At 37.8% G+C, this 17,808-nt stretch carries 13 protein-coding genes; 8 read left to right on the top strand and 5 right to left on the bottom strand.

The window, feature by feature from the left end; genetic code table 11:
* Window position 1 precedes the first annotated feature (1 nt).
* The 4 genes from P4L16_07315 to P4L16_07300 all read left to right on the top strand — a co-directional run bounded on the left by P4L16_07315 (window position 2) and on the right by P4L16_07300 (window position 3,434).
* The gene (locus P4L16_07315; GenBank protein ID MDR3624929.1) at window positions 2-682 is read left to right on the top strand and encodes an ABC transporter ATP-binding protein; all 681 of its coding nucleotides are present in this window, start codon (window positions 2-4) and stop codon (window positions 680-682) included.
* The gene (locus tag P4L16_07310) at window positions 675-1,748 is read left to right on the top strand and encodes a hypothetical protein (protein ID MDR3624928.1); all 1,074 of its coding nucleotides are present in this window, start codon (window positions 675-677) and stop codon (window positions 1,746-1,748) included. Before P4L16_07315 ends, P4L16_07310 begins: the two co-directional genes overlap by 8 nt.
* Window positions 1,741-2,727 carry a TolC family protein gene (locus P4L16_07305; GenBank protein ID MDR3624927.1) on the top strand — a complete coding sequence of 329 codons (987 nt, stop codon included), beginning with the start codon at window positions 1,741-1,743 and terminating at the stop codon, window positions 2,725-2,727. The genes P4L16_07310 and P4L16_07305 overlap by 8 nt, the downstream gene beginning before the upstream one ends.
* Window positions 2,728-2,900: 173 nt before the next feature.
* Entirely contained in the window at window positions 2,901-3,434 is a 534-nt protein-coding gene (locus P4L16_07300; protein ID MDR3624926.1) for a hypothetical protein, read from the top strand.
* 133 nt (window positions 3,435-3,567) lie between these two features.
* Here the strand turns inward: P4L16_07300 and mgtA are convergent, their stop codons facing one another.
* A complete protein-coding gene (gene mgtA, locus P4L16_07295; protein ID MDR3624925.1) occupies window positions 3,568-6,252 on the bottom strand; it encodes a magnesium-translocating P-type ATPase in 2,685 nt (894 codons plus the stop codon).
* A gap of 65 nt (window positions 6,253-6,317) precedes the next feature.
* Here mgtA and P4L16_07290 point away from each other — a divergent pair, with 65 nt between their 5' ends.
* From P4L16_07290 to P4L16_07280, 3 genes are read left to right on the top strand one after another with little or no spacing between them, the layout of a single operon-like run.
* Entirely contained in the window at window positions 6,318-8,822 is a 2,505-nt protein-coding gene (locus P4L16_07290) for an adenylate/guanylate cyclase domain-containing protein (GenBank protein MDR3624924.1), read from the top strand.
* Between the two features lie 33 nt (window positions 8,823-8,855).
* Window positions 8,856-9,830: a glycosyltransferase family 9 protein gene (locus P4L16_07285; GenBank protein ID MDR3624923.1), complete on the top strand. Its 975-nt coding sequence runs from the start codon at window positions 8,856-8,858 to the stop codon at window positions 9,828-9,830.
* The gene (locus P4L16_07280) at window positions 9,820-10,713 is read left to right on the top strand and encodes a hypothetical protein (protein MDR3624922.1); all 894 of its coding nucleotides are present in this window, start codon (window positions 9,820-9,822) and stop codon (window positions 10,711-10,713) included. The genes P4L16_07285 and P4L16_07280 overlap by 11 nt, the downstream gene beginning before the upstream one ends.
* Here P4L16_07280 and P4L16_07275 read toward each other — a convergent pair.
* From P4L16_07275 to P4L16_07265, 3 genes are all read right to left on the bottom strand, one after another.
* Window positions 10,703-13,471 carry a bifunctional acetate--CoA ligase family protein/GNAT family N-acetyltransferase gene (locus tag P4L16_07275; protein ID MDR3624921.1) on the bottom strand — a complete coding sequence of 923 codons (2,769 nt, stop codon included), beginning with the start codon at window positions 13,469-13,471 and terminating at the stop codon, window positions 10,703-10,705. The genes P4L16_07280 and P4L16_07275 overlap by 11 nt on opposite strands.
* Window positions 13,472-13,531: 60 nt before the next feature.
* Window positions 13,532-14,704, bottom strand: coding sequence for a branched-chain amino acid transport system II carrier protein (locus P4L16_07270; protein ID MDR3624920.1), 1,173 nt, complete (start codon window positions 14,702-14,704; stop codon window positions 13,532-13,534).
* 103 nt (window positions 14,705-14,807) lie between these two features.
* Window positions 14,808-16,187, bottom strand: a complete 1,380-nt coding sequence (locus P4L16_07265; protein MDR3624919.1) for an amino acid permease — start codon at window positions 16,185-16,187, stop codon at window positions 14,808-14,810.
* A 204-nt stretch (window positions 16,188-16,391) separates the two neighbouring features.
* Here P4L16_07265 and P4L16_07260 point away from each other — a divergent pair, with 204 nt between their 5' ends.
* A complete protein-coding gene (locus P4L16_07260) occupies window positions 16,392-16,883 on the top strand; it encodes a hypothetical protein (protein MDR3624918.1) in 492 nt (163 codons plus the stop codon).
* Here the strand turns inward: P4L16_07260 and P4L16_07255 are convergent.
* Window positions 16,850-17,479 (bottom strand): hypothetical protein, encoded by a 630-nt coding sequence (locus P4L16_07255; GenBank protein MDR3624917.1) that lies wholly within the window; start codon window positions 17,477-17,479, stop codon window positions 16,850-16,852. The genes P4L16_07260 and P4L16_07255 overlap by 34 nt on opposite strands.
* Window positions 17,480-17,808 lie beyond the last annotated feature (329 nt).

Genomic DNA, 17,808 nt, shown 5'->3' with positions numbered 1-17,808 from the left:
TATGAAAAAAGAGGCAATTGTTTGTAAAAGCATAAAAAAGGCTTATGGAGAGGGTGAAAATCGTATTGAGGCTCTTAGGGGGATTGATATGGCTATCGACGAAGAGCGTCTTGCTCTATTAGTTGGGCCTTCAGGATCTGGTAAGACAACACTTTTGTCTGTAATTACAACGATTTTAACACCCGATGAGGGTTCTCTCTTTTTATTTGGACAAGAGCCTTTGAAAATGCACTCTGATGAAAAAGCATTTTTTTGTCAAAAAACACTTGGTATTGTCTTCCAGTCACTTTTTTTAGTTCCAACACTTACAGTTCTTGAAAATGTTACGCTGCCTTTATTAATTGCTGGATGTAAACAGCAAGAAGCCATTGAAAGGGCTATGTCTATCCTCAAGAAAATGCATTTAGATGGGCGTGCAAATACTCTTGCAACTCTTTTGTCAAAAGGGCAACAACAGAGAGTTGCCATTGCAAGAGCTCTTGTCAATGATGCTAAGATCATCATTTGTGATGAGCCAACAAGTGCTTTAGATCATGTTGCTGGAAATGAGGTAATGGCATTATTGAAAAATTTGGTAGAAGAAGCTGCAAAAACGGTGCTAGTGGTTACGCATGACCATCGTATTTTTTCATTTGCGGATCAAATTATTAAAATGGATGATGGTCAGATTATTTATGAATAGAAATTATTTTTTTGTTATTGTCGCTGCAAGTATACTCTCCCTATGTATTGTAGTTTTTTCTATGTGGCAAAAACCACAAGCACTTGCGGTGCAAAGTGATATAAGTCCTCCCACACATTCTCCCTTCGCTTCGAGTATTTCAGCAATTGGTGTCATAGAGGCAAAGAGTGGAAATATTTTGATAGGCTCTGATATTAATCGTGTAGTGAATAAGGTCTTTGTACAGGTCGGAGTGAATGTAAAAAAGGGAGAAGCTCTTTTAGAGTTTGAAAATACTGATTTAAAAACAAACTTAATGGTTGCAAAGTTTGCCTATGATAATGCACAGGCTCAATTGCAGAAGTTAAAGGCCATGCCCAGAGCAGAAGATCTTGTTATTGCAGATGCGTCTTATAAAAGAGTACAAGTGGAGCTAGATCTTGCAAAAGAGGAATATGAAAGAGTTGTTGGTTTAGAAAAAACGCAAGCAATAAGTAAAGAGCAGATTAGTAAGCGCTATTTTAATTATTTATTAGCAGAAGCTGCGTGCCAAGGAGCCCATGCTGAATTAGAAAAGGTTAAATTGGGTACATGGCAAAAGGATCTTGATATTGCAGGTATTGAAGTAGAACAGGCAAAAGCACGTGTGGCAAGTGCTGAGGCAGAAATTGCAAGAACAATACTTTATTCTCCTATGAATGGAACTGTGTTGCAAATTAATGTACATACAGGGGAATTGCCCCCTTTAGATAGTTCAAGAAACCCTATCATGGTTATTGGTGACATGAGCGATTTACACTTGAGGGTAAATATCAACCAATATGAAGTTGCAAATTTTGATCCCAATGCACCAGCTGTAGCTTTTGTTCAGGGTAATTCAAAAGAGGAAATACCTCTTGATTTTGTGAAGATTGAGCCTTTTCTTGTAAATAAACAAAATCTTTCTAATGATATTATGGACAAGGTTGATACGCGTGTATTGCCTGTTATTTATCGACTAAAGACAGATAATCAATTTTTATATGTAGGACAGCAGCTAGATGTGTTTATTAAAAAACATGAATTACAGAAGGCAGAAAATGCATAAAGGTTGTTTCCTTCTTTTTACTAGCGTAACATTGCTTATGGGCCTTCCAAATTATATTCAGGGTGCATCTGATATAAAAGTATCTTTGCCTTATTCGGAGTGTTACCAGATATGGGATGTTTTGGGAGATCCTTTGTTAAGTTCCTTGATAAGACAAGCGTATCAGTCTAACCTCGATTTAAAAATTGCTCGTCTACGGATTACTCAAAGTCGAGAACAACTTTTTGGTGCAAGGATTATAGAAGATTCAGAAGATGATTTTCAAGAGACTTGGAATACTGTTTCAACGGATGTTGCAAAAACTTATGTTGAGTTTAAAATTTTACAACAGCGCTTAGTTGTTATTCAGAAGAGTATAGATGCAAAAAGAACGGTGCTTAATCTTGCACAAGACCTCTTGAATAGGGGCTTAAACGATGAGAGTGTTTTGAATGATGCTAAAGAAGATTACCATAATTCTTTAGCTCAAAAGACACAATTGCAATCCTCACTAGATAAAGCACTTTATCACATGGCTGAATTATTAGATGAGAGTCCTTCTAAGATATTTGTAAGCTTAAAAGAGGTAAATGCTTTTGCAAGCCTTCCTATTGGCTGTAGGCCACGAATAACAGAAGAGCTATTGAAGGAGCGCCCAGATGTTCGAAAGGCAGAAAGAAATTTTGCGAATGCATGTAAGCAAGTAGAGCGTTCTCTTGCGTTTCTTGAATTTAGACAAACGTTTCAAAAGGCATTAGAAGAGGCTGAAAGTGCTTCACTTGCCCTGCAAGAGGAAATACAAAGAAATTGTCTTTTGAAAACAATACAAAAAGACGCATATGATTCCTTTCAAGAGAGTGAATTACTTTTTCAAAGAGGATTAAAAGATCATTTTGATCTTACTGTCAGCATGCTTTCTTTATTAAAAGCTGAAGATGAACGTCTTCAAGGCGATGCGGAGCTTCTCTATCACTACATAGCCCTACAAAAAGCCTTATAAAAAATAAAATTACCACGTCTTTTTATTTCTCATATTGCATTCAGATTGAATGGGGAGAAGAATATGATTTTCCTTCTACTAGAGATGATAGAGGCAAAGGGCACTGGGACTATGGTGAACATATACATATAGGACCAGGACATATCCCAGTAATGAGTTAAAAGTGAGTAATTATGCATGCACTTATTTTGGTTAAAAAACCTAACCCAGCCAATTTTTTTTGGTCGAATTTAATAAAAAGAAATAATTTTATTAATATGCCTGTCGAAGAAGTAATAGATAAATATAATGGATTTGAAGGCGAGTTAGTTGCTTTTTATTTAATTCCAAGGAATTTGATGGATGCACAATTTATTATTAATGAATGTATAGAATTAAAGAATTTGGATGATTGTTCAATGTTACATATCATTTCTGAAGAAGATCAAATGCCAATTTCATTACAAAATCAAGCATTGAAAGTGGGATACGATGTTGGAATATGCGATCCTGATGGTATTTATTCCTCTATTCATAATGAAATATTATTTGGGATTCTGCCAGAATTGATTGTCTATAAAGATTCTCTTAATGCGCATCTACTTTTTTCAGACAAAACCATGGCAGAAAAATATGTTAATTTACACGATGAATTATCAGCTCAAGGAAAAGACGTAGAAGATTATATGCCCATGACTATTTACGAAATTTGGAAGCACTTAGAATAATCTATTTGGATCACGGGTCATTGTGCCACTTAAAGGAATAGAGGAATCACATCCGCCTAAGTGTTAGCAGTAAACTATTGTTCTTAAGATTGTATTTGGATGATTTAAAGAAATCATGCCCATGTGAATTATGTTATAGCCATGAGTTGAATCTGCGGATGAACCAAAGCTTGACGACTTGCGTGAGTGTGCAGTAGGCCAGAAGAATGGGTACGAGAAAGAGGAAATAGATTCCTGGTAGTGATGTCATGCCAAGATCTGCTCCAATATGGGTATAGGGTATGATGATGCCAAGAATCATAATGAAAAGCGTGGTTATAAAAAGTGGAAAAGAGGGAAAGCTTTGAATGAAGGGGATTTTTTGCGTTCTAATCATATGTACGATGAGAACTTGAGAGAGTAATCCCTCTATAAACCAGCCTGACTGAAAGAAAGATTGTTTAGCAATAGTGTTGGCATCAAAGAAAAACCACAAAAAGCCAAATGTAATATAGTCGAAGAGAGAGCTGATAGGCCCTATGAACAACATGAATCTTGAGATGCCTCCTGGCTTCCATTGGTGGGGAGTTTCTAAAAATTCTTTATCTACAGTATCAAAGGGTATAGCCAGTTGAGAGACGTCATAGAGTAGGTTTTGTAAGAGAATTTGGATGGGAAGCATAGGAAGAAAGGGAAGAAAAATACTGGCTCCTAGTATGCTAAAAACATTGCCGAAATTAGAGCTTATAGCCATTTTGATGTATTTGATGATATTGCCAAAAGTTTTTCGTCCCTCTATGACACCATCTGCTAAAAAGAGAAGGCTTTTTTCTAGCATAATAATGTCTGAAGACTCTTTGGCTATATCTACAGCTGTATCTACAGATATGCCAAGGTCAGCTTCTCTAAGTGCTGGAGCGTCATTTATTCCATCTCCAAGATAGCCTACAGTGTGTCCGTTGGCTTTTAAGCAAGAGATGATAAGAGCTTTTTGCATAGGCTCTAGTTTTGCAAAAATTGTCGTCTTTTCTACAATCTCATTGAGAGCATGAGGCTCTATTGCTTGTAGTTCTGGACCTGTAAGGACTCCATGAACTTCTAGGCCTACCCATTTACAAATTCTTTTAGTGATGACTTCATTGTCTCCTGTTAATACTTTAATATTAACGCCATAATTCTTTAATAGTTTGATAGCTTGTGCTGCAGATGTCTTTGGAGGGTCTAAAAAGGCAAGTAAGCCAACAAGCGTCATGGAATGTTCATCTTCCATGTGGTAAGTTGTTTGAGATTCAGAAGAGACCATTTTGCTTGCTACTGCTAAAACCCTTAGACCTTGCTTATTTAGATGGTCGTGGAAATGGTTGATTTTTTTTAGGAGAGTTTCATTTAAGGGCTCTGGTTCACTTCCAAACTTTGCGTGCGTACAGATAGAGAGTATCGTGCTAAGAGATCCCTTACAGATAAGCTCATGTTGGTTTTTACTTTTACTGACTACAACAGACATTCGTTTTCTTGAAAAATCAAAGGGAATTTCATCAATTTTATGATAGAGAGTGTCTGGCTGTAGCGTATCTTGTAGCTCAGTATGTTCTAAAACCGCTACATCAAGTAGGTTCTTGAGTCCTGTTTGGTAATAACTATTTAGATAGCCAAGTTCTAGTACATATTCATCTTCTTTACCATTTAGATCGAAATGGTGTTCTAAGATGATCCTGTCTTGTGTTAGGGTTCCTGTTTTATCTGTGCACAATAAGTCCATGGCCCCAAAATTTTGAATACTCCCAAGTTGTTTGACAACGACCTTGCTCTTTGACATAGCAAGAGCTCCTTTTGCAAGGTTTGTTGTGATAATCATGGGTAACATTTCAGGTGTTAGGCCAACGGCAATGGAAAGCGCAAACAATAAGGATTGAAACCAGTCATCTTTGCTAAGGCCATTGATTAAAAAGACTATTGGAACCATGCATAGCATAATGCGAATAAGCAGCCAACTTACCTTGTTGATACCAATGTCAAAGCTTGTTAGAGGACGTTTTGCAACAATTGTTTTTGCGATGGATCCAAAGTAAGTATTGCTGCCTGTTGTAATTACAATAGCCTTTCCAATCCCACTTACAACACTTGTTCCCATTAAACATATGTTTGGCATTTCTAGAGGGTTTGTAATTGCCATTTTGCTGTTTTCAGGATGCTCATACTTTTCAAGAGGCATGGATTCGCCAGTTAATGAGGACTGGCTTACAAATAGGTCATGCGAAGAAATAAGGCGTACATCGGCAGGGAGCATATCGCCTGCTGAAAGAGAGATGATATCTCCTGGAACTAGATATTTAAAGGAAAGCTCACATTTTGTAGAGCTCTTAATATCATCAGATTTTCGTCTGATAACGGATGCTTTTGTGCTTACAAGGGATTTTAATTTTTCAGCAGCTAGGCTAGAGCGATATTCTTGAAAAAAGCGCATGATTACACTGAGTATAACCATAGTTAAAATGATAAAGACAGCTTCAATATCGTTTATAAAATAAGAAATAATGCTAAGGCCGATAAGTAGTAAAACAAAGGGATTAGAAAAATTCCTAAATAAAGTGCTGTACCAAGTAACGGGTTTATCGGTTGCAATGGTGTTATAGCCAAATTTTTCAAGGAATTGAGCTGCTGTTGTTTCTGTAAGTCCTTCTGTATTAGATTTTAACTTGTCTATTAATGTGTCGATAGGTGTTTTTGCAAAGTAGACAAGACCCTCGAGAATTTCTTGAGAGGCAATAAAACGCTTAGAGCCTGTTTTAGTGCGCCAAGATAAAAGGTAATGAAAAAGCCAGTTACCATTATGTAGCATATTCCCCCATTGCAAGTTAAATCCTGATAATATAAAAATAATTATTTATTTAGTGAGAGCTTTTTATGCCGATACGGATAAAATTATTTATTTACATAGGTTCTTTGTTTTTACTGGTTGCTCTTGCATCTTATTTTTTGCCAAAGGTATTTGTTCAAGGAGATGTTAGGCGTGTGCACTCTCTTTTTAGTGATGAGATTGCAATTCAAAATAAAAATGGCCGTGAAATGTGGCAGAGGTTATTTAATGAACGCTTAAACCAGAGTATTATTGCTATTAACACAACTCTTGCACATGTATCTACAGAGAATGAGTCTCGAAAAGCATTGACTCTTGCGTTTGAAAAAGATGCAAAAGCATTTTGGATGCTTGTAAAGAACTTAATTAACGACAATCCAGGTGTTGATTTTTTGCAGGTTTCGAAAAATAATGTAAAGAGTTTGTCGGTTGTTCTTAGTAATGCAAAATTTTATTCTGTACAAGCAGAGTTGTTTTCAAACAATATAGGGCTCATGTTACTTACTGCAGAAACAGATCAAAAAAACGTTTTAGGACCATTTATTGGCATACGCTTTCCAATGACATCGGAGCTTGCGAATGTACCACCCCTGATAAATTCTTCAGGAAAGGGGCTAGATGTGCAGCAATTGCGCAATGCTGCTTACTATTTATACCCTATGGATGTTTTGAATCTTCCAAAAGATGTTGCTCTGCAAGTATCTAGTGCCATTTCTCTTGTACGCAAGGGTATTATGATTGCCAAAGTAGGTGAGCGTGAGTTATTAAAAACAATCGAAAAGCATGCTTTGCAATTAGAGAGTCAGTTGATTGGAGCGAAGATCGCATCTCCTGATGAATTTCAGGTGTGGCAAGAACATCACAAGAGTATTGTAGAAGCCCAAGTGTTAGCTGGGCCATCCGCAGAGGAAGAAACTCCTGTTATTTTGAAGCCACCCAAGGTAGTGGAGAGCTCAAAGCGTACAAATATTGTAAGAGAATATGTCACTGTTTACTTGGATGCAATCAAGGGATCTCCCTTTGACAAGGGGACGCCAATAGGGGGTGCAACACTTTATGGTACGACTAATACGAAATCTAAGAGAGACTTTTCTGGAGGAGCGTTATTAAATCATGACATTTTCTTTCAAGATCCACTTTTTAACCCAGAATCCTATTTTCAAGATCACCTACCACTACCTGAACATACTTTTTTAGCGACAGGCATCGGTTTAATTGACTCACCTCTTTTATCAAAATATTTGATAGCAAATGTTGTGCCTATTTCTAATGCAAGTTTTAATGGTAAAAAAGTGGAGCTTGAAAAAGATCCTGTATTTTTAACCGTGGGACAGAGCCTCTTTGGTGACATTAGAAGCACACTTCTTGTGCCAGATTCACAAATAGTATTTTTAAACGAAGATGGAACGTTTTTACATGCAATCAACGACTCAAAAGATGAAATACCTAGTTCTTTTTTTCACGGTTTTTCATTTCCAAGCATTGTAAATACGACGTTGGGCCAGATGAATATTGGTGATATTCCCTACAGTTATTTTCAATTAGAACCCTCTGTTTCTATGCCAATAAAGGCTTTTGTTTTAATACCAAGTGCATCAGAGCCTATGTTTCGCCTGCAAGAAGTTGTCAATAGCAATATGATAAGTATCTATCAAGCACTATCATCGCAACTATTTGCAACTTCTTTAATTTTACTAGGCGTTGCTCTTTTTTTACTTGGTTACTTGTCAAAGCGCATTACAAAGCCCATTACAATTTTAGCGCGTGCTACAGAAAAAGTTGTGAAGGGTAACTACTCAAGTATTCAACTTCCTAAAGTGGAAGATGCACACGATGAAATTTCTGTTCTTACAAATAGCTTTGCAAACATGGTTCAAGGACTTCAAGATAAAGAAAAAATTAGAGACTTGCTTGACAAAGTTGTTTCAAAAGAGATTGCAGCAGAGATTTTGAAGGGAAAAGTGCAGCTTGGTGGAGAGAGCCGTATTGTTAGCGTCCTATTCGTAGACATTCGAGGATTTACTAGGCTAACAGAACAAGTAGATCCACAAATTGTAATTTCTCAACTGAATAAATATATGACAGAGATGAGTAATATTATTGAGCATGAGGGCGGTGTTATCGATAAATATATTGGAGATGAGATCATGGCTCTTTATGGTGCTCCTGTTGCAATGGAAGATTCTGCTAAAAGGGCTTTGACAACTGCTTTAAAAATGCTTGAGTCACTCAACTACTGGAATGCAAAGCGTATAAAAGAAGGACTTGTTCCTATACAAGTAGGTATTGGAATCCATACAGGCAAAGTGGTTGCAGGAAACATGGGGGCAGATAAGCGTCTAAATTATACGGTGCTTGGAGCTAATGTCAACTTTGCTGCAAGGCTTTGTTCTGTTGCGGGTCCTATGGAAATTCGTGTAAGTGAGGCCACGCTTACAGAAAGCGGCATGAAAGATCATTTGAAAGTAAAGCCTCTTCCTCCAGAAATTTTTAAAGGCTTTTCTACAGAGCAAATATCTTATTCAATTATGGGCTATAAATCTATTTGTTAAACAAAAGATGGCTATGATAAAATTGCGGGTCTTATGAAAATCCCGTCATGTAAAAAGATTGCTGTAGCAAGACGCAATAGGCTCGGAGACCTTGTGTGTGCATTACCTTTGATTGAGCATTGTAAGGTGCTTTTTCCAGAGGCGGAAATCTCTCTCTTTTTAAGTCCACTTGCAGCTATGCTTGCTCCTTACTTGCAAGGAATAGATAAGGTTGTCACGTTTCCTGCAAAGGGCAATCGCTATTTTCACATGTTTAAAACGGGTTTTTTGCATAGTAAAGATAATTATGATCTTGCAATTTCTGCAAAGCCATCTCCTATGCGGCTTGTCAACGTATTTTTGTGGGCTTTAAGAGCCAGATGTAGGCTTGCTGTTGTTAAGAAAAAAACGTTTTTAATTAATGGTGGTATAGAGGAAAAAACTTTAAGAGGAAAGCATCAAGCGCTAAGAGTGTTACAAATTTTGGCGCCTGATCTGCAAGAGATCCCTGAGGAATATTATCCAAGGTTTAATCTGCAAGGTCACTCTGAAGCAATTGAAAAGGCGCTTTGTAAATTAAAGGGGTTTGGCCCTATTATTCTTGTCTCCATGACTAACAATCGAACGTCTAGTCAGATTAGTGTAAAAAAATATATAACTATTTTAAACGATCTATATAAGAAGCATACCTTTTCGGTTGCAATTTCTTGTGTATCAAAAGATCTTCTTGCTGCAAGTGAATTGCAAAAAGCGCTCTCTTGTACATCTAGTGTGGTAGAAACGGGTCAATTTAATGATTTTATGCACCTTGTTAATGGTGTAGATATGCTTTTTATTGGAGATGGTGGTGTTATGCATATAGCAGCAGCTTTTGATAAGCCACAACTTGTTCTTTTTGGTCATGTAAAAATAGAAGAGTGGAGGCCACTTTCTAAGAAAGCAGTTTCTCTTGGTGCCTTTACAGATGTAAATGAGATTTGTAATCAAGAGATTTTACGGGCACTTGAGGGGGTTTTTCGTGTTTTATAAAAAATGCATTTTGAGTTTACTTTTAGCACTACTGCTTTGTATAGAAATTACAGCCTCTAGAATTACAGAGTTACTTCCTGATATGCAAGACCCACTGGCAGTAGAACCAGCACTTCCTGCTGATTTTGTAATGAATTGTATGGATAAGGGTTCTGGGTTATTTCAAGGTATTTTATGGGCAAGAAAGAATGATGTAGGGGATATTTTGAAGTCTTCTGATAAAGTATCACATGTTTTTATCGTTGTTTCTTACAGCAGGAATATATTTCAAATAGGGCCTTTTGCATTTTCAGGGGAAAAGGAATTTGAGATAGAGCTTTTTAAAGCTGGCTTTAAAGACGTTGTAATTAAGAAATTATCTTGGGGAAGCTATCCTGTATTAGCTATGGAGGCAGTAAATGCAAAAACTGGAAGAAAGAGTTATTCAGCATGGGTAGGGCTTAATTCAAAAAGTGTTTCAGGTGATGGCCTAGGATCTGTTCTTGTCTTTAATTTCTTTTATCCGGATGAAGAGAATGAGCCCACAGGCGTAGCACTTGCAGTTTGGGAGCATTTTTTGCAAGAGACAAAGCAACTTCCAGAAACACCTTTTTTGCAGATGCATGGAGTATACATGCATGATGATTATACCCTCTATGATAAGGGAGGAATTAAAATAAAAATTATAGCCGAAAGGCTTAAATCATCCGGGGAGCTTAGAGTCATTGCAGAGCCATTGAATCAAAATAGTGAATTTGAAGTGATTCAGGTTAGCGAAATAGATGGGAATAATGTACGGGTATCTGGCGAGGCGATCTATTCTTATGGAAGCGATACAGATGTTGTTGATCTTACGCTGGATGTCGTTGTTAAGGATGTATACACAAACAAATTTAAGAATTGATCGTGTGTAGATGCGTTTTCAAACTAAGCCTTGCTTTTATCAGGGCGGGAGCATCTTTTGCTTTTTTGAATTGAAATTGTAAGTTTTTACAAATTTTGAGCATTTGATGGTTATTTTCTGATATGCTAGCTTGAATGTAGTCTATTTTTTCTTGTTTGGCCACATTAATTAAAAAGTAAAGTAATTGCGTTCCAAGGCCTTTATTTTGAAGGCGATCTACAATTGTAATGGTAAATTTTGCATCATTGCTACCCATAATTTTTGAAAGACGGGCAATGCCAATAAGTTCTGAGTGTTCCTCTTTTTTGATCTCTGCAATGATAGCGATATTTCTGTCATAGTCGCCACAGCAGATACGTATGAGTCTTTGGTGAGTTGTTCGAACATCTAGCGAAAGTAGTTCTTGATAGCGGTTTTTTACGGTCTCTTCAGATAATTCATGGTGAAATTTGACGAGTAATGGCTCATCCTCAGGCTTAACAGGCCGCAAGTGTACTTTTAAATTGTCTTTTAGAGAGATAGAGGAGATATACTGTGATGGATAGGGTCTTATAGATGATTTTGGCAGAAGAGATTCTTTTAAGCTTGCATCATGCAACACGATTCTTGCATCTAAGGCGATCATCTCCTCTGACGAGACAAGAAGGGGGTTAATATCGCACTCTTTAATCCATGGATGCTCTACAATGAGGCTAGAAAATCTGGAAATTAAAGATTCAAGAGCCAAAAAGTCAATGGGTTTTTTCCCGCGAACACCTTTGAGGGCATGATAGATTTTTGTCTTTTTCATGAGCTCACGGGCAAGGGTCGTGTTTAGTGGAGGAAGTGCGAGTGCTTTGTCTTGAAAGACTTCCACAAGGCCACCTCCAAGTCCAAAAAGAATTACAGGACCAAATTGCTCATCTAGAGAGCTGCCAAGAATAATATCATAACCATCTAACGAGATCATTCTTTGCACAGTTACTCCAGAGAAGTGCTCAGGGCCACACAAAGTTGTTACAGAATGTTGAATCTCTTCAAAAGCCTTGATAACATCTTTTTGGTTCAACAAGTTGAGTTTTACACCGCCTACATCGCTTTTGTGTGTGATTGTCTCAGAGAGAAGTTTAAGAACAATAGGGTATTCAAGGGTATTTGCAGCACTAATGGCTTCGTCGATATTTCTTGCTATAAGTGTTTCAACAGTGGGTATTTGATAGGCTTGTAAAACCTTTTTAGATTCATATTCTGATAAGAGCGTTCTATTTTCATCTCTTGCTACTTTTAAGAGGCTTTCTACGACATCATGTCTTACTGTACTATGGATATCATGACCCGTTGTATAAAGAGAGGGGGTTTCATAGGAATTTTGTAGGTCACTGCTATGTCGCCACATTTTTGCAAAAACTTTGCTTGCATTGTCTGGAAAAGAAAATGTGGGTATGCCTGCGTGATTTAAGATATCAACCCCTTTTTCTACACTTTCACCACCCATCCAGCTTGCAAGAAGGGGTTTATTAGATAAATGAGCGCATTTAACTAATTCGTTGGCACATTCTTCTGGCTTTGTCATATCTTGTGGAGAGAGAATTACCAAAAGGCCATCACAATCGGGATCTGTTGCAATGACCTCTACACTTTTTCTATAGGTTTGAGGGCTTGCATCTCCTAAGATATCGACAGGGTTACTATGGCTCCAAGCCTCTGGAAGAAATGTATTTAACTTTTCGATAATAGAATCATTGAGGGTTGTAAGGTGTGCGCCATGAATGATCGTTGCATCCGTTGCAAGGACTGCAGGGCCTCCTGCATTGGTGATGATACTTAATTTAGGTCCCTTTGGTCTTGGTTGATTTGCAAGTACAAGAGCCATATCGAAGAGCTCTTCTATTGTATCCACTCTCAGTACGCCAGCTCTTTGAAGAGCGCAGTCGAAAACCTCGTCGCTACCGGCAAGTGAGCCTGTATGAGAAGCTGCAGCTTTTGCTGCAGCTTGCGTGCGTCCTGCTTTGATTACGATGATGGGCTTGGTAAGAGCTACTTCTTTTGCGGCGGATAGGAAGGATCTTGGGTTTCCTATGCTTTCCATATAAATTAAAATACTATCTGTTTCTTTATCATTTCCAAGATAGTCAATCAAGTCTCCCCAGCTGATATCAGCCATAGAACCGATGGACACAAAGGCGCTAAATCCAATGGCTTTTTTTAAGCTCCAGTCAAGCACAGCTGTACACATGGCACCTGATTGGCTGATAAAAGCTGTGTGTCCAGGAATTGCCATTTTGGCTGCAAATGTTGCATTTAGGCCATAAGAGGGGTTCATGAGGCCAAGGCAGTTAGGTCCGATAATACGCATATTATTTTTTTTGGCACGTGCAAGAATTTCTTTTTCGAGATTAATACCTGATATGCCAAGTTCTTTAAAACCAGCAGATATGACGATCGTAGCTTTAATATTAGCGTCTACACATTCAGATATAATGGATGGTACAGTTTTGGCAGGCGTTATAATGATTGCAAGGTCGATTTTTTCTTTGATAGCGCCTACATTAGGGTAGCATGTTATTCCAAGTACTTGTTCACGCTTTGGGTTCACTGGAAATAAGGTGCCTTTAAAGGAGGACGTTATTAGATTATTCATAAGAGTTCTTCCAACGCTTCCTAGAGCTTCTGTAGCTCCGATAATGGCAATTGTTTGTGGAAGAAAAAATGAGCTTAAGATATGTGGAGGTGTATCTAAAAAATCATGAGAGGGATCTATACTAAAGGGTATTGACATGAGGTGCTTTCCTAAATTCTACCTCATAGATAACGTTTTTTGCGTTAATAGCGCAAGAAATTACATTAAATAACCCACGATAGAGAGCGTAAATGTTGCAAAGAAGGGGATTTTTGCAAAGCGCGTTTCATAGAGTTTATATCCAATATTGGAAAGGCTCAAAACAATAAGACCTGGGCATAAGACTTGTAGAACTGGAGAGAGCATATTAGCAATTCCTGTAAAACCAAAGTTTGCAATAAAGCAAGATAAGCTCAAAGTGATAATGAGTGGCAAGATACGTCCAACTTTATCTTGAAAAAGGTCTTGTTTGATGTAGTCTGCGCAGATAGAAACAAGAGGAATTGCAGTTGTAAGGCAAGCCATAGCAACAGCTACGCTTGATACAATAGAGCCATAGTGTCCAAGAAGATACATGGATATACCAGAAAGCCTGGCTTCTGGTGGTAAATTAGGATCGAGCAGGGGTGTATAGAAAGAAGAGACATAAGTTAGGCCTACATACATTCCTGACAATAATCCGGCTGCAATAAGACATGCTTTTAGCATTTTACGAAATAGCATGCGACTTCTTGTTTTTTTATCTATCTGTGTGTTTTCATCATGAATAAAATGAGCCAGTACAAGAGGTGCAAAAATAAAAGATGCGATGAGATCAAGTGTATTGTACCCGACATTTAGCCCGCTTGTAAATGCTTCAGTTTTGCTAAATCCAAATGATAGAGGATCTGGAGCGTGATAAAAGCCCATCACCAAGATACCGCCGAGCGATATGAGAAGAAGTGGGGTTAAAACAAGCCCAAGAAGGTCGATAACTCTCTGTTTTTTTAAAGTGAAGCACAAAACAAAAAGGCTTGCAAGGATGCTGAATCCTATGAGAGTGATATTCTCTGGCATGTAGGGCTGAAGCGTTGCATAAGACAGCGTGATAAGTCTTGGTATTGAGCCAATAGGTCCTAAAATTGCTTGAATGATAAAAATAAGAAAGATGGAGGGAAGTTTACCTATGCGGCCAAAGAAGGCTCTATAATTTCCTTCGAAGAGCATCATAGATATAAGGCCTAAGAGAGGAAGGCTAACACCTGTGATGATTAATCCCAGCATGGCGTAGAAATTCTGACTTCCTGCTTGGCCGCCCAAAATGATAGGCCATATGAGATCGCCTGCTCCAAAGAACATCGAAAAAAGCGCAAGCCCGGCAGCTATGACACTAGAATGATTTTTTTTAGTCATTCGTTTCCCTTAGTTTGGCAATTTTTCAAATAGCTAGTAAAAAAAGTATACACTAAAAGCCTTATTTTTTTCCAGTATCTTTCATTAAAGTATTAATAAAAAATTAAAACACAATGTTTGGCATTTTATTTTTCTTTATCTTTTTATAAAGAAGCATAGGGATAATTAAAACGGGTACTCCAAAATAAAAGGATGCGCGTAAATGTTCATTGAGAGCTACAAACACTAAACAGCCAACTTGAAGCCATATGCTAAGATGAGTAAGATAAGGAAACCATTTTACTGAGTAGTGTAAAACTTCAGTGGAGCGCCCCTCCCGAAGTAAAGCTCTTCTAAAGCGCAGTTGACACCAACAGATGGAGATCCAGCATACAGCACCTGTAAATCCTGAAATTGCAAGGAGATTTGCATAGACATTTTGTGAAGAAAAAAAGTAGGCAATACCGAGCATGCACCAGATTCCTCCAAGGGTAAATAGAGTAACCCTTGCAGGGACGCGCTGTTTATTAAGCACACTTAACACTTTTGGTGCCATGCCATGCTTACTTAATGCGTACATGGAGCGTACGGTTCCGTAGAGTCCACCATTTGCACACGAAAGAGCTGCTGCAAGAACTACAAAGCTGAAAAGGTGAGCAATAGGACTCATTCCATAATGTTGTAGAGCCATTGCAAAGACGCTTTCTGATAAATTAGCTTTTTGCCAAGGAAATATTAAAACAAGAAGAAAAGTAGGAATTAAATAGAGGCCAATAATACGGTAAGTTACATGATTAATAATTTTAGGGATCGTTTTTGTTACATTATGAGCTTCTGATGCGCTAAGTCCTATGATCTCAGAGCCTTGAAAGTTAACAAGAAGCATGACCATGTTAACTAAGAGAACCCACCCACCATTTGGAAAAAAGCCTCCATTATCAAAGATATATCTACCTTCTATGATTTCGTGATCTGCAGATCCTATAACGCCAAAGAAGATGAGGACAGCGAGGATGCAAAAGAGCACGAGAGCTAAAATTTTGATGATGGCAAGCCAAAACTCCACTTCTCCAAAGGTCTTTACATGAGAAATATTAATGCCTGTGACTAGTAGCCCAAAAAGAACGGCCCATATGTATTCGGAGACATTGGGGACAAAGTAGTTCATGATAATGCCAGCTGCAAGACATTCAGAGGGAATATAGACGACCCAAGTCATCCAGTAGGACCAACCGACTCCACATGCCCATGCAGGGGATACAAATTTTGCAGCATAACTGACAAAAGAACCAGAGGTTGGCATGGCGATGGTTAGCTCTGCTAAACACATCATTGTCAAGTAGGTGATAAGTGCGCCTAAAATGTAGGCAAGAAAGGCACAAGGGCCAACTTCGTGCACCAAATAACCCGTTCCAAGAAAATAAGCAGAACCGATAATGCCACCAAGAGCTATTAGGTGAATATGTCGCGGTTTTAGCCCTTTATGGAGTTCATTTTCATTCATGCACAAATCCTACTTATTTTTTTAGTAAAGATATAAAAAATCTCCCATAAAGGGGTTAAATTTAATTTTTTAAAGGTTTAGGCCAACAGTTTAATAAAAGAAAGGATTTTTTTTTAGTAAAATCAATGCGTAAGTAAATCTTTACAGAAAATTTATATTTTGAGTATACAATACGCTTAAAACAAATTTTTTAAGGACGAGATTATGGCAGAAATAGAATCTTTAGAACAATTTTCGCGAGCACTTGCTACTGTGGTTGTAGGTATGGTAAGTATCGTAGGTGCGGGCTTTGCAACAGTTCCTATGGCTCATAAAGCAACATGTTGGCTTGGAAGGTATCTGTACCCTGTATCTAATCAGCATAGTTTTGTAGATCCGGATGATAGAGATTGGTTTATTCCCTATGTGGGACTTCGAATTAACGAAGAAAAATATAAGAGCTTATCTACGACGCGTAAGATATGTTGCTTTGCAGCGATGCTTTTTACAGGTACTGTAACTGGAGCATTTGTTGGGGGACTCATCACAGGAACTGTGGCTTTAGCTGTAGCTGGTGGACCATTTGCTATAAGCATTCCCATCTTTGCAATGGGAGTATCTATCTGTTCAGTTGTAGGCGCAGTAACAGGAGCTTTTCATGATCCTGGATTTTTTCAGAAGGTTTACAATGCTTTTACAGATTGGAGATTGCGATAAACCCAAGCGGTAGCAAGAATGGTAAGGGGCACTGTTGCAAACATGCCGATGCCAAGGCATAATACGCCAATAACTCCAATGATATAAAGTACAGCATAGAGAGCAAAGAGATCCCATTTTACTCCCATGGTAATTTTTGCACTCATTTTGAGAGCTTTGATGGGGCCAAGCTTTTGATCTACAATGAGATATCCATAAAACCCATAGCGAGTGGCCCAAATAACAGCTGGAAATACAAGTAAAATTAATCCTGCTGCAATGATGAGCATGTAGAGGATGTGTGCGATTAGAAATTTAAAAAACAGTGGAAAGCAGCTATATAAATTGCTGATTTTAGCTTTGTTTTGGTCTTTAACTGCAAGAGAGGCTTTGATAAAGCCCATGTTAACAACTAGTGCAAGAATAAAATAAATGACTAAGAAGAGAATTCTAAGTAGGGGGTATTGGTGAGCGTCAAAATAAGCGCTGATGCCAAAGGGAATTATGAGAGAAATGGATGCTAAAAGGATAAAGCCTACAAAGAACCAAAAGTGCTCTTTCATTTTGTTCCAGCCAAATTTTATCGATTCGCCTACAGAAAAACCCTTTATTTCCATTAAATTTTCCTCCCAAGTAAAAACTTGACACTACCACTCTAATCTTTTTTATACAAGAGATTCTACATGGATGCAGCAATTAGGAGTGGCGATGGATTTATAAGTGTTTTCTCGTCTAGTAGGCCAAATGAAGCGGAAACTAGAAATTAAAGTCACAAAAATCAACGTTATTTCAAATAATTATCAGCAATGTTAGCAAAAAAATAATAAAAAAAATCAGGCAACAAGCTAGTGGTTGTATGGAAGGTTTTTTGAGAAAAAAATGGACTATAAATTAATGCAAACATTATTTTGGGGAGGGTCTTTACCAAAACGTAACTGAATCGGAT

This window comes from Chlamydiales bacterium (assembly GCA_031292375.1).
Classification (GTDB): Bacteria; Chlamydiota; Chlamydiia; order Chlamydiales; family VFKH01; genus JARLHF01.
The sequence above is the reverse complement of the archived record's forward strand: the minus strand, read 5'-3'. Positions and strand labels throughout refer to the sequence as shown.